The organism is Pseudomonas sp. (assembly GCF_017744435.1).
Lineage (GTDB): Bacteria > Pseudomonadota > Gammaproteobacteria > Pseudomonadales > Pseudomonadaceae > Aquipseudomonas.
In genome coordinates, this window is record NZ_JAGIBG010000006.1 from 110612 (window position 1) to 129130 (window position 18519).

Sequence of the window (18519 nt, forward strand, 5' to 3'; positions counted from 1 at the left end):
CCTTATCGACCGAGCAAACAGAAACGCCCCGGCAAGCCGGGGCGTTCTGGGAGGGTCACACGGAGTTGCAGGTTTTCAGCTTAGCGGATACCCGACTGGCGCAGGGCGGCTGGCTGGAAATCGGCCTTGCTGGCACTGAAGCCGAAGTCGTAGGCACGCTTCTCTTCGTTCTTCATGCCCAGGGCCAGGTAGCGACCCGACTGCAGATCGTAGATGGCTTCAAGGGTGTACCACGGCACCTGCACGTTGTAGTACGGCTGGGCATGGGCCTCGGACACGCGCCACAGCTGGCCGCGGCCGTCATACTGGTCGATTACCGCCGCTTGCCAGGTGTCCTCGTCGATGTAGAAGTCACGCTTGGCGTAGATGTGCCGCTGGCCAGGCTTGAGCGTCGCGACCACATGCCAGACCCGGCGCAGCTCATAGCGGGTCAGGTCCTGGTTGATGTGCCCGGCCTTGAGGATGTCGGCGTACTTGAGCTTGGGGTCATCCAGCTTGAAGGCGTTGGAGGCGATGTACATCTCCTTCTTGCCTTCGAGCTTCCAGTCGTAGCGGTCCGGCGCGCCGTTGTACATGTCCAGGTTGTCCGAGGTGCGCAGGCCATCGGCCGCGGTACCCGGGCCGTCGTACGACACCTGCGGGGCCTGGCGCACACGGCGCTGGCCGGCGTTGTAGATCCATGCCTTGCGCGGCTCCTTGACCTGGTCGAGGGTCTCGTGCACCAGCAGCACGGTACCGGCCAGGCGTGCCGGAGCGGTCACCTCCTGCTTGAAGTAGAACAGGATGTTGCCCGGGTTGTTCGGGTCGTAGTCCTTCATCCGGTCGCGGAACACGAACTGGTCCTGGAAGTACACCAGGCTGTACGACCCGTTCTGCTGCGGCGTGGCCTGGGTTACCAGACGGGTGACGCTGCCGCCACGGTAGCGGGTGATGTGGTTCCAGATCACTTCCAGGCCGCTTTTCGGGATCGGGAAAGGCACGGCAGTCTGGAAGTTGTTCAGGCCGTTGCCGCCTTCGACCAGGGTGGTCGCGGTGGCGTTCTTCTTGATCGCGGCGAACACATCGTCAGGCACCGTGGAGCCACGGTGGGTCTTGTAAACCGGGATCTTGAAGGTGTCCGGGTAGCGCTTGAGCATCGCCAGCTGGCCCGGCGAGAGTTTGTCCTTGTACTGATCGGCGTTCTGCGCAGTGATGGTCAACAGCGGCTTGTCACTGCCATAGGGGTCGGCAAGGAAGCCCTTGGCATCGACGCTGCCAGCGGTCTTCGCCAGCGGCTCCCAGGGGCCGATCGAACCATCGGCGTTGCCGGCCTTTTCCGCGCCCATCGGAGTCAGGGTGCTGCCCAGTTTTGCCGCTTCATCGGCGGATACCGCAGCCATGACACTGGTCGCCAGCAGGGACAGGCCCAGTACACCGGCTTGCAGCAGACTTCTGGTCTTGTTCATCTCGTGTCGTCCTGGATCAGTGTTCTTAGAAGTTCACGCCGAAGCTGAGGGCGACGAAGTCGCGATCATCCACGGTGCTGTACTTGCCGTCGAAGAAGTTGGTGTACGACAGGCTGGCGGTATAGGTGTTCTGGTACTCGGCATCCAGGCCCAGGCTGACGGCCTTGCGCCCTTCCTCGAAGTTGCCGCCTGGGCCCGGCGAGTAACCGGAGACGTCATGCGACCAGGCCACGTTGGGCTTGAGGTTGACCCCGGCGAACACGTCGTTGTAGTCCCAGATGACCCGGGCGCGGTAACCCCAGGAGGTGCTGGTGGTGTAGCCGTCGTTCTCGCACTTGCGGTTGAGGTTGGCGGTCGAAGCACCGGGGCCAGCGCCAGCGATGGTGCTGGCGTTGAGCGCCTGGCAGGTGTCGGCGCCGCCGGTTGCTGGCAGCGGGCCAGGGCCGAATACCGGGTCACGGCCGTAACGGGTATCGTGCGCGTTCTCCAGGCCACCCACATGGGTGACGCCGAGTTCACCGACCACGGTCATGCGGCTGGCGCCCATCACCTGGTCGAAGAAGTGCGTCAGGGTAGTCTGGAACTGGGTGATTTCCTTGCGGCGATAGCCGTGCAGGTCTTCGCCTGGCGTACCGGTGAGCAAGGAGGCATTGCTCAGCGCGCCACCAATCGGGCGTACACCGGAGAACAGAATGTCGGTGGTGTTCAGCTGTACCGGTGCGTTCGGCCGGTAGCTGACCTCACCGCTCCAGGCGGTACCCGTGGGCAGTGTGGTGGAGAAGCTCAAGCCGTACAGGCGAATGTCCTCGGGGTACTCGACGAAGTACTTCGAATTGCCTGCCACGATCAGCGGCGCCAGCGAACGCAGTTGCGGCGGCAACCGGCTGAGGTTGGCGAATACCGACGGCGAAGCGCCGGTGGCGCTGAAGATCGGCGCGCGGCTGTGGTAGTTCATGAAGTAGGCGCCGAACTCGGTGTCGAGCGGCTCGAACATGTAGCGCATGGCGACGCCAAACTGGCCACTGTCACGCGCATCGCGGTCGGCACCGCGAGCTACCAGTACACCTTCCTGGTTGATGTTCACACCTTGAGTGGCCAGGAATTGCTGGGCAGCTGCCGGCACCGTGCGGCTGCTGTTGAGCACGCGCAGGTTGTCGGTACAGCCGTCGGCAATGATATCGGGCTGGGAGAAGAAGGTGCCGCAGTTGTCGACGACAGTCTGGTCCCACTCGATCTGGTAGAAGGCCTCAGCCGACAGGTTGTCGGTCAGGCTCTGCGAGATGTAGAACATGTTGACCGGAATCAGGCCTTCCTTGATCTCGGCACCCGGACGACGGAACGCGGACACATCGATCGGGTTGATCGAGTTGATGCCGCCACCGATGAAGGTGCTCTCACCCCAGCTCACCACTTGCTTGCCCAGACGTACCGATCCGGGTTGATCGCCGATCGAGTAGTTGTGGTAGACGAAGGCGTCGAGCAGTTGCGAGCCCGCCGACTTGGCGCCTTCCTTGCGGCCCGAGTCGCTGATGTCCTTGAATTCGCGGCTTTCGTCCTTCAGCTCGAAGTCGTACCAGTACTTGCCACGCAGGAACACGCCGGTGTCGCCGTACTTCAGCTCAAGGTCGTGGATACCCTTGAAGATCTTCGAGAAGGTTTCACCCTTCTTGAAGTTCAGGTGGCCGTCGTCGGAGGTCTGCGACAGGCCCTTGCCGCCGTTGTTGACCCCGATCAGGTTCTGGTTGGGGTTGGCGGTGGACCAGCTGGCGCCGACGGAGAGCGACGAGTCGAACTGGCCTTCGATTTCACCAATGTTGAAACTGACAGCGAAAGCAGGACTTGCGAGCGTGGAAGCAAGGCTGACGGCCAAGGGCAGCTTGGCCCGGCGCCAGAACGGATTTGCAGATTTCATCGACGCTACTCCATGTACTTTATTGTTATGGCAGTGAGTCCTTTCAGAAACGGCCCGAGCGACCGGTGTGCAGGTTTGCCCTGCAGCGGCACGTCTTGCGCGTACCGCTCTCCCCCATTCCTGAAGATCCCCTGGCCCCGACTATAGCCAGCAGGCTCAGGTGCTTGATCCCTCTAAAGTGTGATTTGCGCACCCGCTGCCAAATCGCCCCGGTGTTTCCCGGGTAGCGCATCGGCCGTGCTGAAGCATGGCCGATTTTTTTCGTTTGGCAAGGCCTCGAGGTGTCTAGCACGCGGGTCGCACACCGTCGTGCGCGACCCGAGGCGGGCTTACAAGGTGGACAGGAAGGCGCTGTTACTGGCTTGCCACTGGACGATGTCCTGGCGGATCCGTTTCTTGTCGATCTTGCCGACACTGGTCTTGGGAATTTCAGTAACAACGGCGATCTGGCTCGGAATGGCCCACTTGTTGATGTGCCCTTCCTCGACAAAAGGCTTGAGATGCTCCTTGAGCGCCTTGGCGTCGATCGACTTGTCGTCACGCACCACCAGCAAGGCGAACGGACGCTCGCCCCATTGCGGGTCGGCCACACCGACCACCGCCACTTCGCGCACGGCAGGATGACGGCTGATCAGGTCCTCGAGGTCGAGCGAGGAGATCCACTCGCCGCCGGTCTTGATCACGTCCTTGATGCGGTCGCGGATATCGATGTAACCCATGCCGTCGAGGGTGGCGACGTCACCGGTGTGCAGCCAGCCGCCGTGCCACAGCTCCTCGCTCTTTTCCGGCTCCTTGAAGTAACCCATGGTCAGCCACGGCGCACGCAGCACCAGTTCGCCCTGGGTCTCGCCATCGGCCGGCAGGAAGTTGCCATCGCCATCGATGATCGCCGCTTCGACCAACGGCACCGGCACACCGGCCTTGATGCGGTAGGTGACGCGCTCATCCTCGCTGCCGGCCTGCAGTTCGTCATTCAGGTGCGCGGCAGAAATCAACGGGCAGGTCTCGGACATGCCGTAGGCGGCGGTCAGCTGGATGCCGCGTGCCAGCGCGGCCTTGTACAGCGAGCTGTTCAGGGCGCTGCCGCCAATGATGATCTTCCAGCCACCGAAGTCCTGGCCCTGGGCATTCGGGCAGTTGAGCAGCATCTGCAAGATGGTCGGCACACAGTGCGAGAAGGTGACCTTCTCTTCGCGCCACAGCTTGACCAGCATGTCCGGCTCGTAGCGGCCCGGGTAGACCTGCTTCATGCCGAGCATGGTGGCCGCGTAGGGGATACCCCAGGCATGCACATGGAACATCGGCGTGATGGGCATGTACACGTCGTTGCTGCCGAGCAGGCGCACGCTGTCGATGCTACCGGTCACCGCAGCTTCGGCCAGGGTATGCAGCACCAGCTGGCGGTGGGTGAAGTAGACGCCCTTGGGGTTGCCCGTGGTGCCGGTGGTGTAGAAGGTGGTGGCCACCGAGTTCTCGTCGAAATCCGGGAAGTCGTAGCGCGGGCTGGCGGCCGCGAGCAGTTGCTCGTATTCGCCGACCAGGTTCGGCAGGTCGGCGGTCTTGTCCGGGCCATCGGTGATCAGCAGGGTCTTGTCGACCGTGGTCAGTTGCCCGGCGATGGCTTGATAGAGGCCGACAAAATCGCTGTTGACCAGCACGAAGCGGTCTTCGGCGTGATTCATGGTGTAAAGGATCTGCTCGGGCGACAGACGCACGTTGATGGTGTGCACCACCGCGCCGATCATCGGGATGGCGAACATGCATTCCAGGTAACGGTGGCTGTCCCAGTCCATCACCGCCACGGTGTCACCGGCCTTGACCCCGGCTTCGGTCAGCACGTTGGCGAGGCGGGCGATACGCTCGTTGAGCTGTGGATAAGTCAGGCGCAGCTGATCGCGATAGACGATCTCGCGGGTCTTTTCGTAGCGGCTGCCAGACATCAGCAGGCGCTTGATCAACAGAGGGAAGGTATAGGCGCCCTCGGCGGGCTTGATGATGCGGGTCTGCAACATGGTGATCCCTTTTCTGAAAAGCATGCCGAACAAGTCTGGATCTACTGTAGTAGCTCAATGTGACGGTCAAATCAGCCGAAGGAATGATTTGGCTGTGCGAGGTATGAGTGGCATTGTGCGGGGAGATGGATCAACCCCTGCCCTGCCTCCGGAGCTTCCCGTGATGCCCAGCTTGCGCCGCGCCGTGTTTCTCGACCACCAATCCCTGGACCTTGGCGACCTCGACCTGTCGCCGTTGCAGCAGCAGTTCGACGAGTTCGAGCTGTTTGCCGCCACCCGCCCGGAGCAAGTCGCCGAACGCCTGCAGGGCGCTGTCGCGGTAGTCAGCAACAAGGTCATGCTCGATGCCGCCACGCTGGCCGCCAACCCGCAGCTGAAGCTGATCCTGGTGGCCGCGACCGGCACCAACAATGTCGACCTGGCCGCTGCCCGCGCCCAGGGCATCACCGTCTGCAACTGCCAGGGCTATGGCACGCCGTCGGTGGCCCAACACACCCTCGCCCTGCTGCTGGCCCTGGCCACGCGCCTGTGCGACTACAACCAGGCGGTAGCCGACGGCGAGTGGGCCAAGGCCAGCCAGTTCTGCCTGCTGGATTTCCCGATCGTCGAACTGGAAGGCAAGACCCTCGGCCTGCTCGGCCATGGCGAACTGGGTGGTGCAGTGGCCCGGCTGGCCGAAGCCTTCGGCATGCGCGTGCTGAGCGGGCAAATCCCTGGCCGCCCGGCCCGCGACGATCGCCTGGCGCTGGACGAACTGCTGCCGCAGGTCGACGCGCTGACCCTGCACTGCCCACTCAACGAGCACACCCGGCACATGATCGGTGTCCACGAACTGGCGCTGCTGAAAAAGGGCGCACTGGTGGTCAACACCGCCCGCGGTGGCCTGATCGACGAACAGGCATTGGCCGACGCCCTGCGCAACGGCCACCTGGGCGGCGCGGCCACCGATGTGCTGAGCGTCGAGCCGCCAGTCAATGGCAACCCGCTGCTGGAAAAAGGCATCCCGCGGCTGCTGATCACCCCACATAGTGCCTGGGGCGCGGTGGAGTCGCGCCAGCGCATCGTTGGCCAGCTCAGCGAAAACGCCAAGGCCTTCTTCGAAGGCCAGCCACGCCGCGTGGTCAGCTGAGCGCCCGCTCAGTCCCACGCCCGGCTCTGCTACACTGCGCCACTTTTTTCAGGAGGCGTCGTCCATGGACCCGCGCAGTGAAGTGTTGCTCCGCCAGGCAGAGCTGTTCCAGGGCCCGCTGCTGCTCGCTGGCGCCCCCGCCGACGGCCTGCTCGGGCAACTGCCCCAGGCCCATGGCTGGACTTGGCATGCCGGTGACCAGGCCATGCTCGACAGCCGCTTCACCGGGCGCAGCCACTACGGCGTCGATGTGCCACCGGTCGATTTCGAGACGGCCGTGCTGTTCCTGCCCAAGTCCCGCGAGCTGGCGGCCTACCTGCTCAATGCCTTGGCTTCGCGCCTGGCGGGTCGCGAGTTGTACCTGGTGGGTGAAAAGCGTGGCGGCATCGAAGGCGCAGCCAAACAGCTGCAGGCTTTCGGCAAGCCGCGCAAGCTGGACAGCGCGCGGCATTGCCAGCTGTGGCAGGTGACCGTGGACAACGCCCCGCAAGCCAAACCGCTGGAGAGCCTGGCCGAGCGCTTCACGCTCGACCTCGAAGATGGCCCGCTGCAGGTGGTGAGCCTGCCGGGGGTGTTCAGCCATGGCCGCCTCGACCGCGGCACCGCCCTGTTGCTCAAACACCTGGACAACCTGCCGGTCGGCCATGTGCTCGACTTCGGCTGCGGCGCAGGCGTGCTCGGTGCCACGGTCAAGCGTCGTTATCCACAGAGCCGGGTCACCCTGCTGGATGTCGATGCCTTCGCCGTGGCAGCCAGCCGCCTGACCCTGGCGGCCAACAACCTTGAAGGCGAAGTCATCAGCGGCGATGGCATCGATGCCGCGCCTGCCGAACTGAGCCTGATCCTGAGCAACCCACCGTTCCACACCGGGGTGCACACCAATTACCAGGCATCGGAAAACCTGCTGAAAAAATCCGGCCAACATCTGCGAAAAGGTGGCGAAATGCGCCTTGTTGCGAATAGCTTCCTGCGCTATCAGCCACTGATCGAAGGCGCCCTGGGCAACTGCCAGACCTGCGCCGAGGCCGATGGCTTCCGTATCTATCGCGCAACACGCGGATAAAAACAGGGCTTGCCGAAACGGTTTTGGCTAGGCAGAATCCGCACCGTCCTAGGGGAGTAGTCTCCCGCGAGCGCCCTGCTCGCCCGGTACGCGTCAACATACTTGGCCCACAGGCCATGGCGCGTGCGACCCAGCGACCTGCACAGACAGGTCCTCGGTTTGACAAGACCTATGACACGCACACCTTACCCGGGGCGGGAAGGCTGTACGTGTCATAGCCGTGTCGACCCGCCCCCGTAGGAATCCTGATGCTGGAATCTCTGTTGGTCCCCACCGCAATCGTTGCCTTGGCCGAAATCGGCGACAAGACGCAATTGCTCGCGCTCATCCTCGCCGCACGCTTCCGCAAACCTTGGCCGATCATCGCCGGCATCATTGCTGCCACCTTGGCCAACCATGCCGCGGCCGGTGCCGTGGGTGCCTGGGTCGGCAGCTTCTTCACCGAGTCGGTATTGCACTGGATTCTGGCCGCCAGCTTCACCGCCACTGCGCTGTGGACCCTGGTACCGGACAAGATGGACGATGACGAGAACCCGGCGCGCCGCTTCGGCCCGTTCCTGACCACGCTGATCGCCTTCTTCCTGGCCGAAATCGGTGACAAGACCCAGGTCGCCACGGTGATGCTGGCTGCCCAGTATCCACACCTGATCCTGGTCATCCTCGGAACGACCCTGGGCATGCTGATTGCCAACGTGCCGGTGGTGCTGGCGGGTAACTTCGCGGCGGAGAAACTGCCACTGACGCTGATCCGTCGCCTGGCAGCGACCGCGTTCTTCGTGCTGGCGATCGTGGCCGTGTACTCGGCGATGAAGACCAGTGGCTGGGTGGGCTGACCCGAGAAGCTGGGGCCGCTTTGCGGCCCCCTATCGGTCTTACTGCTTCGCGGCTTCGTACAGCGGCATCACCTTCGGAATCGCTGCCTGCAACGAGGCGATCCGGCTGCTGGACGCCGGGTGAGTGCTCATGAACTCGGGCGGTGCGCCTTCCGAAGCCTTGCTCATCTTGTTCCACAAGGTGATCGCGGCATTCGGGTCATAACCGGCACGCGCCGACAGCTCCAGGCCAATCAGGTCGGCCTCGTTCTCGTTGGCGCGGCTGTTGGGCAGGGTCATGGAGTAGTTCACCACGGCGTCGGCCAATGCCATGCTGTCCTGGCCAAGGCCAAGCAATGCACCTGCGCCCTGGCGCGCCATCTCCACACCGTAGGCCTTGGACATCGCTTCACGGCTGTGCTCACGCAAGGCGTGGGCGATTTCGTGGCCGACCACGGCGGCGATTTCCGCATCGGTGAGCTTGAGCTGATCGATCAGCCCGGTGTACACGATGATCTTGCCGCCCGGCCCGCAGTTGGCATTGAGCTCGTCACTCTTGATGACGTTGACTTCCCAGTTCCATTGCGCCGCATCCGGGCGGAACTTGGGCGCCTGGGCGATCAACCGATTGGCGATGACCTGCACGCGCTTGGCATCGGCACTGGACTTGTCCAGCACGCCTTTGCTCGACGCCTCGCCGAGGGTCTGCTGGTACGACTTGGCGTACATCTGGTTGACCTCATCGGTCGAGAGCATGCTGAACATGTACTGCTGGCGCTCGACGCCGACAGCACCGCCACTGGTGGTATTCACCGCCTGGCAGCCGGCCAGCAGGATGCCAGCGCTCAACAGGCTGACGACAAAAGACTTACGCATCAAAACACTCCCTATTTACATGCGCCGTATCCTAGGCTGAGTCGCCTGTAACCCGCCATAGCCGCAGAGAAGATTTTACTCAAGCGGGGGTCAGGCACTCTGGCGCGTCCAGTTTCGGGTCATTGACGAAGTTTGCCAGGGCCCGCTCGCGCAGCGTCGCCGGCGGGCTGGCGAGCAACTCGTGCAAGCGCGGCAACGGTGTGTCCGGGTCCAGCCAGGCGGCCTGGCCGGCTTCGTCGAGAATCAGCGGCCGGCGCTGGTTCATCGCGGCCTGGGTCACCACTGCGCAGCTCAACCACACCTGGTCCTGCACCGGGTAGGCCTCCCACACGGCGGCAAAATACAGCGAGGCGCCCTCCCCTGGCGTCAGCCAGTAAGGCCGTTTGCGCACCGTGCCGCGCCACTCGTAGAAGCCGTTGGCCGGCATCAGGCAACGGCGCAGGCGAAACGCTTCGCGGAACATCGGCTGCTCGGCCAAGGTCTCGGCCCGGGCATGGGCGGGGGTGCGCGAAAGGTCGGTGAGCCAGGCGGGGGTCAGCCCCCAGCGCGCCTTGGCCAGCTGCTGCTGGCCGTCGAGCTGGCGCTGGATCAGCACCGAAGCACCGGGCGAGATATTCCATTGGGCCGGCTGGCCGGCGGGAAAGCCCGGCAGACCGGCCAGCGCCTGGGGCCAGCGAAACAGGGCGTAACGTCCACACATGGGTGATTTCAGAACCTAGCAGATCAAGGTACCGGGAAGACTCTCCGGCTCGTCGCCGACCAGCGGCTGGGCGCCATTGTACGCATCGATCAGTTGCCGTGCGTATTCGGCCTGTTGGTCGGGCACCGCAAGCCCGAGCAGCCCCTGCAACGGCAACTCACCGGCAGCGCCGATCAGGTCGCGGCCGACCAGATGCACTTCGATGCCCTCGCTGGCGAGCATGCCCACCAGCATTTCGGCCTCGAGCAGGTTTTCCGGTTCGTAGATCCGCCGCATCAGTCGTTCTCACCGTAGACATCCAGCATCCATTCGTCGCCATGAACCTGCAGCACGAAGCGGATAGGCTTGCAGCACACCTGGCAGTCCTCGATGTACTCCTGATCCCCCCCGGACAGGTCCACTGTCGTTTCGACTTCCTCGCCACAATAAGGGCAATCATAGAACGCTTGTTCGAGCATCGCGGCCTCCGGGGTGACTTGTGCGTATAATTGCCGGTCTGTTTACAGGGCTTGCGTGTGCCCGAGCCGTTTTTCGGGCCCCACCCCTTACCTTATTACCCTAGCCGTTTCCAACAAGAGAGCATGATGGGCGAATTCGATGCCATCCGACCGTACGACGATGCTGAGGTCCCTGCCGTTCTGGCACGCCTGCTCAGCGACCCGGCATTCCTCGATATCCTCACCCACTTCAAATTCCCGCGCGCGGCCGGCGCCCTGGGCTGGCTGCTCAAGCCGCTGATCGCCCGGCGCCTGCGCAAGGAGTTTGCCGGTGTCACCTGCGTGTCGACCCTGCAGGACAAAGTCGAGTACTACGTCGACCAGACCATCGAACGTGCCACCGACGGCGTCACCTACTCCGGCGTCGAACAGCTCAAGTCGGGCACTGCCTATCTGTTCCTGGCCAACCACCGCGACATCGTCATGGACCCGGCCTTCGTCAACTACGCGGTGTACCACGCCGGCCTGCCGACACCGCGCATCGCCATCGGCGACAACTTGCTGCAGAAGCCGTTCGTCAGCGACATGATGCGCCTGAACAAGAGCTTCATCGTGCACCGCTCGATCAGCGGCCGCCGCGAAAAGCTCGCGGCCTACCAGTTGCTCTCGGCCTACATCAACCACTCGATCCGCAATGACGGCGCGTCGATCTGGATCGCCCAGGCCGAAGGCCGCGCCAAGGACGGTGATGACCGTACCGATTCAGCGATCCTCAAGATGTTCCACATGAGCCGCAAGGACGAGCCGTTCGGCGCGGTAATCCAGAGCCTGAACCTGATCCCGGTGTCGATCAGCTACGAATACGACCCCTGCGACCAGGCCAAGGCTCGCGAGCTGTACATCCGCGCCACCACCGGCACCTACAAGAAGGCACCGGGCGAAGACGACAACAGCATCGCCAAGGGCATCACCGGCTACAAAGGCCGGGTGCACATCCACTTCGCCCCGCCGGTAACCGAGTACTACGAGGACACCAAGCAGCTGGCACAGGAAACCGACCGACAGATCCTCGGCGGCTACCGCCTGTTCCCGGTGCATTACCTGGCCTATGCGATGTGGGGTGAGAAGGACGAGGCACTGCAGGTGCCGAGCGCCGAGAAGGTGTTCCCGGCCGAAGAGCTGGCCCAGGCCAGGGAAGAATGGCAGCGACGCCTGGACGCCTGCCCCGAGGAGCAGCGGCCGTACCTGGTGTTGCAGTACGCGACGCCGGTGCGCAACCAGTATCAGGTCAAGCAGCAGGCGCCGGTCGCCTGATCAATCCGCTTGGGGCCGCACAATGCGGCCCCAAGCGTTTCAGATCCAGGTGCTGAACCAGGACAGCAGCAAGGCCATGGCCAGGCAGGAAAAGCCGAGGATGTAGTAGTAGCGCGGCACGCGCTGGTCGAAGGCATCCACCGGCCCCTCTTCCACTGCCAGGCTCTCACGGCTGGTCACCTCACGCCGCCGCGCACTCTGCAGCAGCAACCCGCCTGGGCAGGTCAGCAACAGCGCCAGCAGATTGATCAGCTTGGTAGGGTGGGCGGAAAGAAAGCCCCAGAGCACTTGCAACGACATCACGCAACCTCGGTCATAGCCACAGCGAAGCCCGGCATTCTACCGGAGTCCGCCCCGCCCGCCCGGTCTTGGCGACAAAGTGTCACTTGATTTCATCTGTCACATGCTCGTCATCAGGGCAGGCCACTCTATCGGCCTTTTCCCGTACCGGAGCTTGTTGATGCTGCACGCCGAAAACCAGGACCGTCTCTATCTCGTGGCTCAGAGCGATGAGCAGCAGGCGTTGATCGATGGTTTTGCCATCAATGTCCAGGACCGCCAGTGGCTGGTGTACTGCGCGCTGGGTGGGCATGTGCACGAGGACCTGCCCGAGGTGGATGCAAGCACCGGCGTCAGTTTGCTGGATTTCCACATAGAAGCCGCTTGAACCTGTTCCGGCCTCTTCGCGGCGGTTCGGCGCTCCGATAAACCCGCTCCCACAGGTAAGGCGCTGTACTTGTGGGTAGTGAAATCACTGTGGGAGCGGGTTTACCCGCGAAGAGGACGGTGCAGACAACAAAAAACCCTCTACCTGGCGCTCAGGTAGCGGGTTTTTCGCTTGCAGCGTGAGACTTACTCGCCCAGCACCTGACCGATGGTCGGGTCCTTGAACAGGCGGGTCAGCGCGTCGCTCAGCACATCGCCCACCAGCTGGGTGTTGGTGTCCTGGTTCGGCGCCATGCCGAAACGCTGGTCCAGCGAAGCACCGTAGCGGCCGCTGTAGCGGCGGCTGGCATTCTGCACATCGGCACGGAAGGTGGCGCCGATAGTGGCTTCGGTCACGTACAGGTTGTCTTTCGGCGACTGGTACTTCAGTTCAGCCAGGGTCACGGTCAGCTGCGGCGCGTTGTAGGCGTTCGGCGTCGGGGTGAAGCCGAGCAGGCGCACGGCGGCTTCGGCCTGGGCCTGCAGCTTGGGCACGACATCATTGCCACTGACGCTGATGGTGCTGGTTTCAGGGTACATGCCACCCCGGGTGCCCAGGGACTGCGAGGCACGCCCATCGACCACCTTGACCACCACCGGCTGGCCGTGACCAACCGGTGCGAGCTGAGCCTTGAGCGTGGGTTGCGGGCTGAGTTGTTGCGGGCTGTGGGCACAACCGACCAGGCTGAGACTGGCCACGGCAATCAAACCGAACAACAGACGTTGCAACATGCGCGTTTCTCCAGAAAATACGGCAAAGGCCCACAGTATACCCAGCCAGGTACGGACCAGTCATCGGTCCGGCCCGCTTGTCACAATCGTTTCATGGCTGCGGCCTTATCCTTGCGCCAAGCCCAAACGCACAGGACGCACCGCCATGGCTTCGCTCTGGACACTGCTCTGCCAACGCCCGCGCCACAATGCCTACGCCCGCCTCGACGGCGAAGGCAAATGCCTGGCCTTCAAGCAATGCAGCCAGGTTCCCAGCGGTAGCGGATGGGTGCAGATCGGCGAAATCCAGCTGGCCTGGCTGGGCCGTGAACTGCCCGCCGAAGCCCGGGTTTGCGCCCGCGCAAGCCGCCGTTGGCACCAGCGCATCCTCGCGGCCTGACAAACGCTGCAATAAAAACCACGAATTACGACCTTTCTGCCCGCGACATCGTTATAATCTCCCCCCGATTATAAGGACGTCTCCTGATCGGGCCCCGCATTTGCCGATTGACCCCGGCACCTTCACCCGCTTCGCCCACAGAGAGCCTTCCACTCAGGTCTTGCATCGGCTGTCGTGCCTGCTTTTCCGGCCCTTCGCACTGCATGAACCTGTGGGTTGCCATCGCGCAGTCCCCTTTTGAGGTTCACGTCTCCAAAAGAGCGTGAAAAAACGGTTTTCACTACTTCACAAGAGTGTGGCGAGCAAATGAACAGTCTGGCATGTGCAAAAGCGGCAGATGTGTCCCGAACAGCCCTGAACAGGCGGCTTATGCATTCATCTCGGATGAGTGCCTGAGGTCGTTCCATAGCGCACGCACGACACCTTGACCATAAGTCGAATTGCCGCACCCGTGGCAATCAGGGTTCAATATCGCAACCCAAAGACTGATTGGCGGTGTCCGCGGAAGTGGCAAGAACTGCGAAGAGTCGGACATGGCGATCCTGGCAACCCCAGTGGTCCTATGCTGTCAATTAGGTAGCTGTAGATTGTGGAGACGCGTTAAATGGCGCAGAACGAATCGGTTGATGTGGTACTGGTAGGCGCGGGCATCATGAGTGCCACCCTGGCCGTACTGCTCAAGGAGCTTGACCCGACCCTGAAGCTTGAGGTCGTCGAGGCAATGGACTCCGGAGCCGCGGAAAGCTCCAACCCCTGGAACAACGCAGGCACCGGCCACGCCGGCCTGTGCGAGCTGAACTACACGCCCCAGGCCGCCGATGGCAGCATCGACATCAAGAAGGCCGTGCACATCAACACCCAGTTCGAGGTCTCGCGCCAGTTCTGGGCTTACCTGAGCAAGAAGAGCACCTTCGGCTCGGCACGTGCATTCATCAACCCGGTCCCGCACCTGAGCTACGTCGAAGGTGACAAGGGTGTGTCCTTCCTCAAGAAGCGCTTCGAGCTGCTCAAGCAGCACCACGCCTTCGCCGAGATGGAATACACCGAAGACAAGGCCGTGATGAAGGAGTGGATGCCGCTGATGATGCCAGGCCGCCCGGCCGACCAGCACATCGCCGCCACCCGCGTGGCCAAAGGCACCGACGTCAACTTCGGGGCACTGACCAACAAGCTGCTCAAGGTGCTGGGCGACAGCGCGGACGCGCAGGTCAAGTACAGCAAGAAAGTCGTCGGCCTGCGCCGTAACGGCAGCGGCTGGACCGTGAGCATCAAGGACGTCAACAGCGGCGGTGCCCGCGAAGTCGACGCCCGCTTCGTGTTCCTCGGCGCTGGCGGCGCGGCGCTGCCGCTGCTGCAACTGTCCGGCATCCCGGAAAGCAAAGGCTTCGGCGGCTTCCCGGTGAGCGGCCAGTGGCTGCGTTGCGACAACCCGGAAATCGTCAAGCAGCACCAGGCCAAGGTGTACAGCCAGGCGGCGGTCGGCGCACCGCCGATGTCGGTACCGCACCTGGACACCCGTGTGGTGGACGGCAAGACTTCGCTGCTGTTCGGCCCCTACGCCGGTTTCACCACCAAGTTCCTCAAGCACGGCTCGTTGATGGACCTGCCGCTGTCGGTGCGCATGGGCAACATCGGCCCGATGCTGGCTGTGGCCCGTGACAACATGGACCTGACCAAGTACCTGGTCAGCGAAGTGATGCAGTCGATGGAACAGCGCCTGGAGTCCCTGCGCCGCTTCTACCCACAGGCCAAAGCCGAAGACTGGCGCCTGGAAGTGGCTGGTCAACGCGTGCAGATCATCAAGAAGGACCCGAAGAAAGGCGGCATCCTGCAGTTCGGTACCGAGCTGGTCTCGGCACAGGACGGCAGCCTGGCGGCATTGCTCGGCGCTTCGCCGGGTGCTTCGGTGACCGTGTCGATCATGCTCGAGCTGATCGAGCGCTGCTTCCCCGAGCAGGCCAAAGGTGCCTGGGCTGCCAAGCTCAAGGAAATCTTCCCGGCCCGCGAAAAGGCCCTGGCCGCCGATGCAGCGCTGTACCACAAGATCAGTGCCGACAACGATGTGGCGCTGGAACTGGTGGAAGACAGCCCGGCCAAGCATTACGCCTAAACCGGCCTGAAACGAAAAAACGCCCCTCGGGGCGTTTTTTTGTGCCTGGAATCTCTGTCAGCCTGGTCCGGCCCTTTCGCGGGTAAACCCGCTCCCACAGAGACCGCGCTGTTCTCAAGGGCAGCGCAATCCCTGTGGGAGCGGGTTTACCCGCGAAAGGGCCGGCACAGGCTTACCGATCAGCCGCGGGCCTTGGCGATGATCTCGACGTACTCCGGCGCGTTGCGCTGGTCGGCGATCACTTCGACGAAGGTCTTGCCGTGCTCGTCCTTGCCATCCAGGTCCAGGCCAGCCTCGACGAAGAAACCCACGAAGCGCTCGAAGTCATCGACACGCAGGCCGCGGTAGCCTTTGATCAGCTTGTGGTGCGAAGGCGAGGTCACGCCATCGGCCGGCTCAAACTGGAGGAACGACTTGATGTAGTCGTCGCTGATTTCGTCACCAATCACCTGCTTCTTGTCTTTGCGCATTGCCGGCTCCAACTGACCATCGTGGAATTTCGAAGGCCGGCAGTTTACCCCCCACAGGCGGCACGCCTCAACGCGAACGTACGGTGCCGGTGTGCAGGTCGGCCCAGATGTGGCCGTTGGCGTAGGTCAGGAACTGCACATAGACCGTCTCGTTGCGCAGCAGGTCCATGATCACCCGGTAGTCACTGACCGGGTAATTGAGGCTCAGGGTGCGGGTCTTGTCGTCGTACACCGGTTTCTTGAGGCTTTTGCCGGCCTCACCGTCGAAATTCAGCAGCACCTGGCTGATCGTCGCGCCCTTGCTCAGCGGCTTGCCCTTCAGGCGCATCTGCAGCGAAGCGGTGATCGGGATCGGCTGTTGGTCGGACTGGCGCTGGGCACCCACCACCACCGAGTAGTCGGTGACTTGCAGCAACTGCTGGCTGGTCGGCGCTTCCTGGCGCAGGGACTGGTCATCAGGCGGGAGGAACTGGCTATGCAGCGGTGCGGCGGCGAGAGGCAGGCTCACCGCCAGCAGCAGGGGAAGAATTGCACGCATGTGAGGCTCCTTGGCATGAAGGAGCACTCTAGCACGCAGGCAACGGCAGAACTCAATCGAACTGCGCGAGCATCCAGGCCTGGTATTCAGCCACGCCGGGCTCACCTTCACGTGGCGCCCAAGGGGCATGCTCGCCCTCGACCAACTGGCGGTAAGGGCCGGCCTTGCACTCGAACATGATGGTATCGGCTTCGAGCGCCACCAGGCCATGGTAGACGCCCGGCGGCAGGTCCACGCCCATGCACTCGCCGCCGGCTTCGAGGACGCGCGTGCCGGTCAGTGCGCCCTGCTCATCGAACAGCAACAGGCCGATGCGGCCTTTGAGCGCCAGCATGGCTTCGGCCTTGTCGTCGCTCAGGTGCCGGTGCGGTGCAATGTAGGTTGAAGGTTGCAAGCCGATCGCCAGGCGATGGCAAGGGTCTTCCATGTCATGGAAGTTGTGATGGTGCCGCTGACGCGGAGCATCGGCGGCTTTTTGCGCCAGCCCGCTAAGCAATACTTGGTCGATGAATGCAGGCTGACTCATGGTTACAGTCCCTTGACAGCGAAAATGCCGTTTGCGTTACGCCAGTAGCCTTTATAGTCCATTCCGTAACCGAAGATATAGCGATCGATGCACGGCAGGCCGGCATAGCTGGCCTTCAGGCCAGGGCTGGCCTTGCGGTCATGGTCCTTGTCGATCAGCACGGCGGTATGCACCGCGCGCGCACCTGCATGCTTGCAGAACTCGATGATGGCGCTGAGGGTGTGGCCTTCGTCGAGGATGTCATCGACGATGAGCACGTCACGGTCGATGAACGAGACTTCCGGCTTGGCTTTCCAGAACAACTCGCCACCACTGGTCTGGTTGCGGTAGCGGGTGGCATGGATGTACGAGACCTCCAGCGGGAACTGCAGGTGGGTCAGCAGTTTGCCGGCAAAGATCAGGCCGCCGTTCATCACGCAGAACACCACTGGGTTGGTGTCGTGCAGGTCCTTGCAGATCTGCTCGCCGACCTTGGCGATGGCCGCTTCGACTTCGGCTTCGTTGTACAGGCAGTCTGCCTCGCGCATGACTTGACGGATGTGCTCGAGATCGGCGGACATAGCGCTCTCCAGGGGGGCATTTTGGAAAAGCGGGCAAAGGTACGCATCCGCTCGTCACAGATCAAGCATTTATGGACTAACGTGCAAAAGGACTGCACGACAGCAAAGGCTGAATAGATTAATCTAGCGCGGTTTTTTTGCCCGCCTTTCGGAGCCCCCTATGCCTACTCGTGAGATCCGCCATCCGCTGATCCGCCACAAGCTCGGCCTGATGCGCCGTGCCGACATCAGCACCAAGAATTTTCGCGAACTCGCCCAGGAAGTCGGCGCGCTCCTGACCTACGAAGCCACCCAGGACCTGCCCCTCGAAACCTACGAGATCGACGGCTGGTGCGGCAAGGTGCAAGTTGAAAAAATCGCCGGCAAGAAGATCACCGTGGTACCGATCCTGCGCGCCGGCATCGGCATGCTCGACGGCGTGCTCAGCCTGATCCCGGGCGCCAAGGTCAGCGCCGTTGGCGTTGCCCGCAACGAGGAAACCCTCGAAGCGCACACCTACCTGGAAAAGCTCGCGCCGGACATCAACCAGCGCCTGGCCCTGATCATCGACCCGATGCTCGCCACCGGTGGCTCGATGGTCGCTACCATCGACCTGCTGAAGAAGGCCGGTTGCAAGGAGATCCGCGCCATGGTGCTGGTCGCCGCGCCAGAAGGCATCGAGGTGGTGGAAAAAGCCCACCCGGACGTCCAGATCTACACCGCTTCGATCGACCAGCGCCTGAACGAGCATGGTTACATCGTCCCAGGCCTGGGCGATGCCGGTGACAAGATCTTCGGCACCAAGCAGAAGGACGCCTGA

At 62.8% G+C, this 18519-nt stretch carries 21 protein-coding genes and 1 riboswitch; of the genes, 8 read left to right on the top strand and 13 right to left on the bottom strand.

Annotated elements, in window-relative coordinates; all coding sequences use genetic code 11:
• Window positions 1-80: 80 nt before the first annotated feature.
• The 3 genes from J7573_RS06600 to J7573_RS06610 all read right to left on the bottom strand — a co-directional run bounded on the left by J7573_RS06600 (window position 81) and on the right by J7573_RS06610 (window position 5369).
• Window positions 81-1445, bottom strand: coding sequence for a DUF1329 domain-containing protein (locus J7573_RS06600; protein WP_294330970.1), 1365 nt, complete (start codon window positions 1443-1445; stop codon window positions 81-83).
• A gap of 25 nt (window positions 1446-1470) precedes the next feature.
• Window positions 1471-3357, bottom strand: a complete 1887-nt coding sequence (locus J7573_RS06605; RefSeq protein WP_294330972.1) for a DUF1302 domain-containing protein — start codon at window positions 3355-3357, stop codon at window positions 1471-1473.
• 329 nt (window positions 3358-3686) lie between these two features.
• Window positions 3687-5369: a fatty acid--CoA ligase gene (locus tag J7573_RS06610; protein WP_294330976.1), complete on the bottom strand. Its 1683-nt coding sequence runs from the start codon at window positions 5367-5369 to the stop codon at window positions 3687-3689.
• A 163-nt stretch (window positions 5370-5532) separates the two neighbouring features.
• On the opposite strand from J7573_RS06610, the gene J7573_RS06615 reads away from it, so the two are divergent.
• The 3 genes from J7573_RS06615 to J7573_RS06625 all read left to right on the top strand — a co-directional run bounded on the left by J7573_RS06615 (window position 5533) and on the right by J7573_RS06625 (window position 8394).
• The gene (locus J7573_RS06615) at window positions 5533-6498 is read left to right on the top strand and encodes a 2-hydroxyacid dehydrogenase (RefSeq protein WP_294330977.1); all 966 of its coding nucleotides are present in this window, start codon (window positions 5533-5535) and stop codon (window positions 6496-6498) included.
• Between the two features lie 64 nt (window positions 6499-6562).
• Window positions 6563-7561, top strand: a complete 999-nt coding sequence (locus J7573_RS06620; RefSeq protein WP_294330978.1) for a class I SAM-dependent methyltransferase — start codon at window positions 6563-6565, stop codon at window positions 7559-7561.
• A gap of 39 nt (window positions 7562-7600) precedes the next feature.
• Window positions 7601-7789: riboswitch (yybP-ykoY riboswitch) on the top strand.
• Between the two features lie 23 nt (window positions 7790-7812).
• Window positions 7813-8394, top strand: coding sequence for a TMEM165/GDT1 family protein (locus J7573_RS06625; protein ID WP_294331290.1), 582 nt, complete (start codon window positions 7813-7815; stop codon window positions 8392-8394).
• A 39-nt stretch (window positions 8395-8433) separates the two neighbouring features.
• Here J7573_RS06625 and J7573_RS06630 read toward each other — a convergent pair whose 3' ends face one another.
• From J7573_RS06630 to J7573_RS06645, 4 genes are all read right to left on the bottom strand, one after another.
• Window positions 8434-9249: a M48 family metallopeptidase gene (locus J7573_RS06630; RefSeq protein WP_294330980.1), complete on the bottom strand. Its 816-nt coding sequence runs from the start codon at window positions 9247-9249 to the stop codon at window positions 8434-8436.
• A gap of 79 nt (window positions 9250-9328) precedes the next feature.
• The gene (locus tag J7573_RS06635; protein ID WP_294330983.1) at window positions 9329-9949 is read right to left on the bottom strand and encodes an SOS response-associated peptidase; all 621 of its coding nucleotides are present in this window, start codon (window positions 9947-9949) and stop codon (window positions 9329-9331) included.
• Between the two features lie 15 nt (window positions 9950-9964).
• Window positions 9965-10225, bottom strand: coding sequence for a DUF2007 domain-containing protein (locus J7573_RS06640; protein ID WP_294330986.1), 261 nt, complete (start codon window positions 10223-10225; stop codon window positions 9965-9967).
• Window positions 10225-10407, bottom strand: a complete 183-nt coding sequence (locus tag J7573_RS06645; RefSeq protein WP_027918329.1) for a CPXCG motif-containing cysteine-rich protein — start codon at window positions 10405-10407, stop codon at window positions 10225-10227. The genes J7573_RS06640 and J7573_RS06645 overlap by 1 nt, the downstream gene beginning before the upstream one ends.
• A 123-nt stretch (window positions 10408-10530) precedes the next feature.
• Between J7573_RS06645 and J7573_RS06650 the strand changes: the two genes are divergently transcribed.
• Window positions 10531-11700, top strand: coding sequence for a 1-acyl-sn-glycerol-3-phosphate acyltransferase (locus J7573_RS06650; protein WP_294330992.1), 1170 nt, complete (start codon window positions 10531-10533; stop codon window positions 11698-11700).
• Between the two features lie 39 nt (window positions 11701-11739).
• Here the strand turns inward: J7573_RS06650 and J7573_RS06655 are convergent, their stop codons facing one another.
• Window positions 11740-12000 carry a hypothetical protein gene (locus J7573_RS06655; RefSeq protein WP_294330994.1) on the bottom strand — a complete coding sequence of 87 codons (261 nt, stop codon included), beginning with the start codon at window positions 11998-12000 and terminating at the stop codon, window positions 11740-11742.
• A gap of 160 nt (window positions 12001-12160) precedes the next feature.
• On the opposite strand from J7573_RS06655, the gene J7573_RS06660 reads away from it, so the two are divergent.
• Window positions 12161-12367 carry a hypothetical protein gene (locus J7573_RS06660; protein ID WP_060484531.1) on the top strand — a complete coding sequence of 69 codons (207 nt, stop codon included), beginning with the start codon at window positions 12161-12163 and terminating at the stop codon, window positions 12365-12367.
• A gap of 185 nt (window positions 12368-12552) precedes the next feature.
• Here the strand turns inward: J7573_RS06660 and J7573_RS06665 are convergent, their stop codons facing one another.
• Window positions 12553-13137 (bottom strand): YajG family lipoprotein, encoded by a 585-nt coding sequence (locus J7573_RS06665; RefSeq protein WP_054887481.1) that lies wholly within the window; start codon window positions 13135-13137, stop codon window positions 12553-12555.
• Window positions 13138-13282: 145 nt separating this feature from the next.
• On the opposite strand from J7573_RS06665, the gene J7573_RS06670 reads away from it, so the two are divergent.
• Window positions 13283-13516 carry a hypothetical protein gene (locus J7573_RS06670; protein ID WP_103445695.1) on the top strand — a complete coding sequence of 78 codons (234 nt, stop codon included), beginning with the start codon at window positions 13283-13285 and terminating at the stop codon, window positions 13514-13516.
• A gap of 604 nt (window positions 13517-14120) precedes the next feature.
• Window positions 14121-15626: a malate dehydrogenase (quinone) gene (gene mqo / locus J7573_RS06675; protein WP_294331001.1), complete on the top strand. Its 1506-nt coding sequence runs from the start codon at window positions 14121-14123 to the stop codon at window positions 15624-15626.
• A 179-nt stretch (window positions 15627-15805) separates the two neighbouring features.
• Here mqo and J7573_RS06680 read toward each other — a convergent pair whose 3' ends face one another.
• From J7573_RS06680 to J7573_RS06695, 4 genes are all read right to left on the bottom strand, one after another.
• Window positions 15806-16096 carry a PA4642 family protein gene (locus J7573_RS06680; protein WP_027918322.1) on the bottom strand — a complete coding sequence of 97 codons (291 nt, stop codon included), beginning with the start codon at window positions 16094-16096 and terminating at the stop codon, window positions 15806-15808.
• Window positions 16097-16163: 67 nt separating this feature from the next.
• On the bottom strand, window positions 16164-16634 hold the full coding sequence (locus J7573_RS06685) for a hypothetical protein (RefSeq protein WP_294331004.1): 471 nt from the start codon (window positions 16632-16634) through the stop codon (window positions 16164-16166).
• A gap of 52 nt (window positions 16635-16686) precedes the next feature.
• Entirely contained in the window at window positions 16687-17160 is a 474-nt protein-coding gene (locus tag J7573_RS06690; RefSeq protein WP_294331006.1) for a WbuC family cupin fold metalloprotein, read from the bottom strand.
• Window positions 17161-17162: 2 nt separating this feature from the next.
• On the bottom strand, window positions 17163-17720 hold the full coding sequence (locus tag J7573_RS06695) for a hypoxanthine-guanine phosphoribosyltransferase (protein WP_054887476.1): 558 nt from the start codon (window positions 17718-17720) through the stop codon (window positions 17163-17165).
• A gap of 160 nt (window positions 17721-17880) precedes the next feature.
• Between J7573_RS06695 and upp the strand changes: the two genes are divergently transcribed.
• Entirely contained in the window at window positions 17881-18519 is a 639-nt protein-coding gene (gene upp / locus J7573_RS06700; RefSeq protein ID WP_011532223.1) for a uracil phosphoribosyltransferase, read from the top strand.

What these genes read in the sequence shown, in the direction of transcription:
- J7573_RS06670 (WP_103445695.1), top strand. Translation starts at nt 13,283, where the DNA reads ATGGCTTCGCTCTGGACACTGCTCTGCCAACGCCCGCGCCACAATGCC.
- J7573_RS06605 (WP_294330972.1), bottom strand. Translation starts at nt 3,357, where the DNA reads ATGAAATCTGCAAATCCGTTCTGGCGCCGGGCCAAGCTGCCCTTGGCC.
- J7573_RS06695 (WP_054887476.1), bottom strand. Translation starts at nt 17,720, where the DNA reads ATGTCCGCCGATCTCGAGCACATCCGTCAAGTCATGCGCGAGGCAGAC.
- J7573_RS06655 (WP_294330994.1), bottom strand. Translation starts at nt 12,000, where the DNA reads ATGTCGTTGCAAGTGCTCTGGGGCTTTCTTTCCGCCCACCCTACCAAG.
- J7573_RS06660 (WP_060484531.1), top strand. Translation starts at nt 12,161, where the DNA reads ATGCTGCACGCCGAAAACCAGGACCGTCTCTATCTCGTGGCTCAGAGC.
- J7573_RS06630 (WP_294330980.1), bottom strand. Translation starts at nt 9,249, where the DNA reads ATGCGTAAGTCTTTTGTCGTCAGCCTGTTGAGCGCTGGCATCCTGCTG.
- J7573_RS06685 (WP_294331004.1), bottom strand. Translation starts at nt 16,634, where the DNA reads ATGCGTGCAATTCTTCCCCTGCTGCTGGCGGTGAGCCTGCCTCTCGCC.
- J7573_RS06610 (WP_294330976.1), bottom strand. Translation starts at nt 5,369, where the DNA reads ATGTTGCAGACCCGCATCATCAAGCCCGCCGAGGGCGCCTATACCTTC.
- J7573_RS06620 (WP_294330978.1), top strand. Translation starts at nt 6,563, where the DNA reads ATGGACCCGCGCAGTGAAGTGTTGCTCCGCCAGGCAGAGCTGTTCCAG.
- J7573_RS06650 (WP_294330992.1), top strand. Translation starts at nt 10,531, where the DNA reads ATGATGGGCGAATTCGATGCCATCCGACCGTACGACGATGCTGAGGTC.
- J7573_RS06665 (WP_054887481.1), bottom strand. Translation starts at nt 13,137, where the DNA reads ATGTTGCAACGTCTGTTGTTCGGTTTGATTGCCGTGGCCAGTCTCAGC.
- upp (WP_011532223.1), top strand. Translation starts at nt 17,881, where the DNA reads ATGCCTACTCGTGAGATCCGCCATCCGCTGATCCGCCACAAGCTCGGC.
- J7573_RS06640 (WP_294330986.1), bottom strand. Translation starts at nt 10,225, where the DNA reads ATGCGGCGGATCTACGAACCGGAAAACCTGCTCGAGGCCGAAATGCTG.
- J7573_RS06635 (WP_294330983.1), bottom strand. Translation starts at nt 9,949, where the DNA reads ATGTGTGGACGTTACGCCCTGTTTCGCTGGCCCCAGGCGCTGGCCGGT.
- J7573_RS06680 (WP_027918322.1), bottom strand. Translation starts at nt 16,096, where the DNA reads ATGCGCAAAGACAAGAAGCAGGTGATTGGTGACGAAATCAGCGACGAC.
- J7573_RS06600 (WP_294330970.1), bottom strand. Translation starts at nt 1,445, where the DNA reads ATGAACAAGACCAGAAGTCTGCTGCAAGCCGGTGTACTGGGCCTGTCC.
- mqo (WP_294331001.1), top strand. Translation starts at nt 14,121, where the DNA reads ATGGCGCAGAACGAATCGGTTGATGTGGTACTGGTAGGCGCGGGCATC.
- J7573_RS06615 (WP_294330977.1), top strand. Translation starts at nt 5,533, where the DNA reads ATGCCCAGCTTGCGCCGCGCCGTGTTTCTCGACCACCAATCCCTGGAC.
- J7573_RS06690 (WP_294331006.1), bottom strand. Translation starts at nt 17,160, where the DNA reads ATGAGTCAGCCTGCATTCATCGACCAAGTATTGCTTAGCGGGCTGGCG.
- J7573_RS06645 (WP_027918329.1), bottom strand. Translation starts at nt 10,407, where the DNA reads ATGCTCGAACAAGCGTTCTATGATTGCCCTTATTGTGGCGAGGAAGTC.